Source organism: Specibacter sp. AOP5-B1-6, assembly GCF_052376555.1.
In the GTDB taxonomy this organism is placed as follows: Bacteria; Actinomycetota; Actinomycetes; order Actinomycetales; family Micrococcaceae; genus Specibacter.
In genome coordinates, this window is record NZ_JBQSVT010000080.1 from 1 (window position 1) to 3,887 (window position 3,887).

4 protein-coding genes are annotated in these 3,887 nt (G+C 65.7%); 1 reads left to right on the top strand and 3 read right to left on the bottom strand.

The window, feature by feature from the left end; genetic code table 11:
- Positions 1–574: TetR/AcrR family transcriptional regulator (locus ACT3TS_RS19380; protein WP_444533167.1), on the bottom strand; the 574-nt coding region annotated here is incomplete at its 3' end.
- A gap of 104 nt (positions 575–678) precedes the next feature.
- Here ACT3TS_RS19380 and ACT3TS_RS19385 point away from each other — a divergent pair.
- Entirely contained in the window at positions 679–1,899 is a 1,221-nt protein-coding gene (locus ACT3TS_RS19385; protein WP_444533168.1) for a glycosyltransferase, read from the top strand.
- 108 nt (positions 1,900–2,007) lie between these two features.
- On the opposite strand, the gene ACT3TS_RS19390 is transcribed toward ACT3TS_RS19385, so the two are convergent.
- Both ACT3TS_RS19390 and ACT3TS_RS19395 read right to left on the bottom strand, forming a co-directional pair.
- Positions 2,008–2,439, bottom strand: coding sequence for a hypothetical protein (locus tag ACT3TS_RS19390; protein WP_444533169.1), 432 nt, complete (start codon positions 2,437–2,439; stop codon positions 2,008–2,010).
- 64 nt (positions 2,440–2,503) lie between these two features.
- Positions 2,504–3,886, bottom strand: coding sequence for a flavoprotein (locus ACT3TS_RS19395; RefSeq protein ID WP_444533170.1), 1,383 nt, complete (start codon positions 3,884–3,886; stop codon positions 2,504–2,506).
- Between the last annotated feature and the right edge of the window lies 1 nt (position 3,887).

The following is a 3,887-nucleotide window of genomic DNA, read 5'->3' on the forward strand; positions in this document are numbered from 1 at the left end:
GGGCTGCGTCGGCGAGATACAGCGGGCGCGCCATTGCCCCGTCGGGGTCCGCCGCGGAGTCGCCGGCTGCTGCGAGCTCATTTTGGACGAAGGCGGATGCGATGGCGGTCATCATGGCCACGGCCTGCAGTTTGGCGGGACCGGGCAAGTCCACCGTCTCCAGCGCGGAGAGGGCACGCTCCAGATATCCAAGAGCGTTGGGTCCCATTGACGGGCGGGTCAGCAGCAGCGGTGCAAGCCACGGGTGCCGATGCATGATGGACCGGCCCTGCCGTGCCAGATTCAGCAGTTGGACCGGAGGCGGTTCATGGGAGGGAGCAAGGTCGTATTCCCCACTGACAGTGTCAATCATGAGTTCGATGAGCTCGGCGTGCGATTTCAGGTACCTGTACAGGGAGGCCGCCCCAGCACCGAGGCCGGCAGCCACACCGCGGATGGATACCGCCGCCAGGCCGTCCCGGTCGGCGATCTCGATCGCCACCGCGGCAATCCCCGCCCGTGAGTGCTCCGGTTTCGGGCCGACGCCGGAACGCTCCGGCCGCCGCCAGAGGTCAATGGGGTCATGGGACGGCATGCCTGTTCCAACTTTCGTCCGAGCGCCTTGGTTATGATCTGCATCCATTTCACTATATTCTAAATTGCGAACAGTGATCGCAATTTACTGGAATGAGGAATGGCATGCGAGTACTCATGATTACGCCAGGGACGCGGGGAGATGTCGCCCCGATGGCCGGGCTCGGCAGCAGGCTTCAAGCCATGGGCCTGGACGTCGCGATTGGGGCGAATGCCGCCTATTCATCGCTGGTCACCGCGGCCGGGTGCGAATACCGTGAACTGCCCGGCGACATGAGCCATTTGGTCAGCCCAGCCGCGCCGGGGAAGAAGCCGACAGGAGCGGATCTGCGCCGGTACATGAGCGAGCTCGGCGACTACATGGAGCTGGCCGCGACCGGCACGCTGGCCGCGGCTGAAGCTGGTGCCGACGTGATCATGGCCAATGCGATCTCCCCGTACGCGTACGACGTGGCCGAGGCCCTTGGCATCCCCGTCCTTGGCGCCCACCTGCAGCCGACCGAACCCAGTGCTGCGTACCCGCCCGTGGTTCTGGGATCAGCCCGCAGCCTGGGCCCGGTCGGCAACAAGCTGCTCGGGTCCTTGATATCCGCCGGGAAGGCGCCCTACGACGCTCCGAGCGCCCGCATTCGACAGGTGCTTGGCCTGCCTGAAAGGGCCCGGTCCGCATCCGACCGCACCCGAAGAAAAGCCAACAGTCCCGTTCTCCACGGCATTAGCCCCACAGTATTTCCGCGTCCGGCGGACTGGCGATCGGGACTCACCATGACGGGCTACTGGTGGCCGGATGGCGAGCCGGGCTGGCAGCCGCCCGCGGAACTGGTCGAATTTCTCGCGGACGGTCCGCCCCCGGTCTTTATCGGCTTCGGCAGCAGCGCGGCCCTGGACGCCGACTTCATGCTCGACGTTGCGCGCCGTGCAGGGGTGCGCGCGGTACTTCAAGGCGTCCAGGGCGTCTCCGGGCCCGAGGCTCTCAGCATCGGAGCCGTGCCGCACGATTGGCTGTTCCCGCAGATGGCCGCGGTGGTCCACCATGCGGGAGCGGGGACCTCCGCGGCAGGGTTGCGTGCGGGTGTGCCGACGGTGAGCGTGCCGATTTATACGGACCAACCGTTCTGGGCCGCGCGGATCACGGCCCTCGGCGCCGGTCCGAAACCGGTTCCCTACAAGGCACTCAGCGCCGAACGGCTGGCTATCGCGATCACGCAGGCCATTGCGACACCGGCCTACGCCGCACATGCACGTCAGCTCGCGGCAGCCTTGGCAACGGAAGACGGCACTGCCCCCGTCGAGGCAGCGTTGCGGGCCGCTGTGCAGCAAAGGTGACGAGAGCGAAAAGGACCGATATTGACACGTTGGCCGGACCCCTCGGGGTGTGCGATTTTCCTTAAGGGACCACAGGTCGTGGCACCATCTTGGATCGCACCACCATGACTACGGATTTGGCACGAGAATGTTGTCCGTGAGCTGGGTCCACCCAGATTCCAGTTTTCCCAGATCGGAATCATCCGCCAGGAGTGATGCCGTTGCCCCGCCCGCTCCTTGCAACTCCAAAATCTTGCCAGGGCCGGTATTTTGGCCGCATCCCGAATGCCAGCCGGGGGAGTCGCCCGGCGGAACTACTGCGAGGCAAGCTGTCTTGGAGTCATCGCTTTCCGCAATGAAATAGCGGACCCCATCGCGGGTTGCCAGGAGCCGCGCGGTGTCACGATTGGCAGGATCGGGGACCGTGACGAATGCAGGCAAGGCATCTTCGGGTGTGGCGTCACGGTCGAGTGCCTTGATCCCTGTCTGCCCCGAGCATCCTGTCAACAGACAAGCCGTGATCATCAATGCCGTGGCGAGCCGAACCGGTACATGATTCACTTTTCCCCCTGTGGCCTGTTTCACCCGACCCTACATGATTGGGGCAGGTCGGGGCGGCGTCAACTTAGTCGGTGCTGGCGGCGGAGCGGCCGTGGGCCAATCCGGTGGGGATTCCAAGGAGAACTGGTTCCGGTGCGGCGCAGCAAGCGGCTGGTGCTTCCTCCGCAGATGCAGTGTCCTCGGCGGGAGCGCCGCAGCAGGAATCTGCCGCCTCGTCTAGTTCCGTGCCGTTTGCTGGCGGGAGATCGCAGCTGCCACCAAGGTCGGTGGAGCAGACGCCTGTCTCTGGCAGTTCGAGGTGGGCTTGGTTGGCAGCAGCTTGGTCGCCGGCCAGGGCGGCGGCGATGGAGCGAACCTGTTCGTACCCGGTGGCGAGCAGGAAAGTGGGGGCGCGGCCGTAGGACTTCATCCCGGCAATGTAGAAGTCCTTGTCCGGGTGGGCCAGGACTGCAGCTCCGTGGGCCGGGACCGTCCCACAGGAATGGAATTCGGGATCGATCATCGGCCCCAAATCCCGTGGCGCCTCCACAATGGGGTCCAGTTCCAGACGGATTTCCCGCAGGATGTCCAGATCGGGGCGGAATCCCGTGGCGGGGATCAGCACGTCCACATTCAGGGTCAGGTTCCCGTTGGGGGTGGAGCCGGTGACGGCCAAGCCATCGCCAACTGCGAATGAGGTGGCGGTGAAGGAGGTGTGCAGTTCGACGTATCCGTCTTCGACCAGGCCGCGCAGGCGGGTGCCGAGCTGGCCCCGGGCCGGCAGGCCGTCGAGGTCTCCGCCGCCGTAAAGACGCGAGGCATCGGCGCCGCGGACTGCCCAACTGATCCGGGTGCCCGGTTCGTTCTTGGCCAACTGGCCCAGGGCAATGAGGGTGTTGGCGGCTGAGTGGCCGGCACCAATGACCAGCACATGCCTGCCGGCAAATCTGGCCCGGTCAGCACCGGTGACATCCGGCAGGGGTTCGGCAATGAGCCCGGCCGCGACGGCTTCGCTCTCGCCAGGTGCAGGCAGGCCGGCCTGGCCAAGGGGGTTGGGCTGCGCCCACGTGCCGGAGGTGTCGACGACGGCGCGCACGTGGTGATCGACCACCACCCCGTCCGCGGATTCCACCCGAACCAGGAAAGGCTGCTCATCCCGGCCGCGGGAGTGGGTTTTGTCCATGCCCACCCGGCTCACGGCCGTCACGGTGGAGGAAAGGCGGAGCGCCGCCTGAACAGCGGGGATGGCTGCCAAAGGCGCCAAATACTTATCCACGAGCTCAGCACCGTAGGGCAGGGATGTCAGACGGGGTTCGGTCCATCCGGTGGCTTCGAGCAGGCGCCGCGACGCCGGATCAATGTTGTGCTGCCACGAAGAGAAGAGTCGGATGTGCCCCCACTTGCGAACGGCCGCACCCACTTCCGCACCGTTTTCAAAGATGAGGGGTGTGAGGCCACGTTCGATCAGG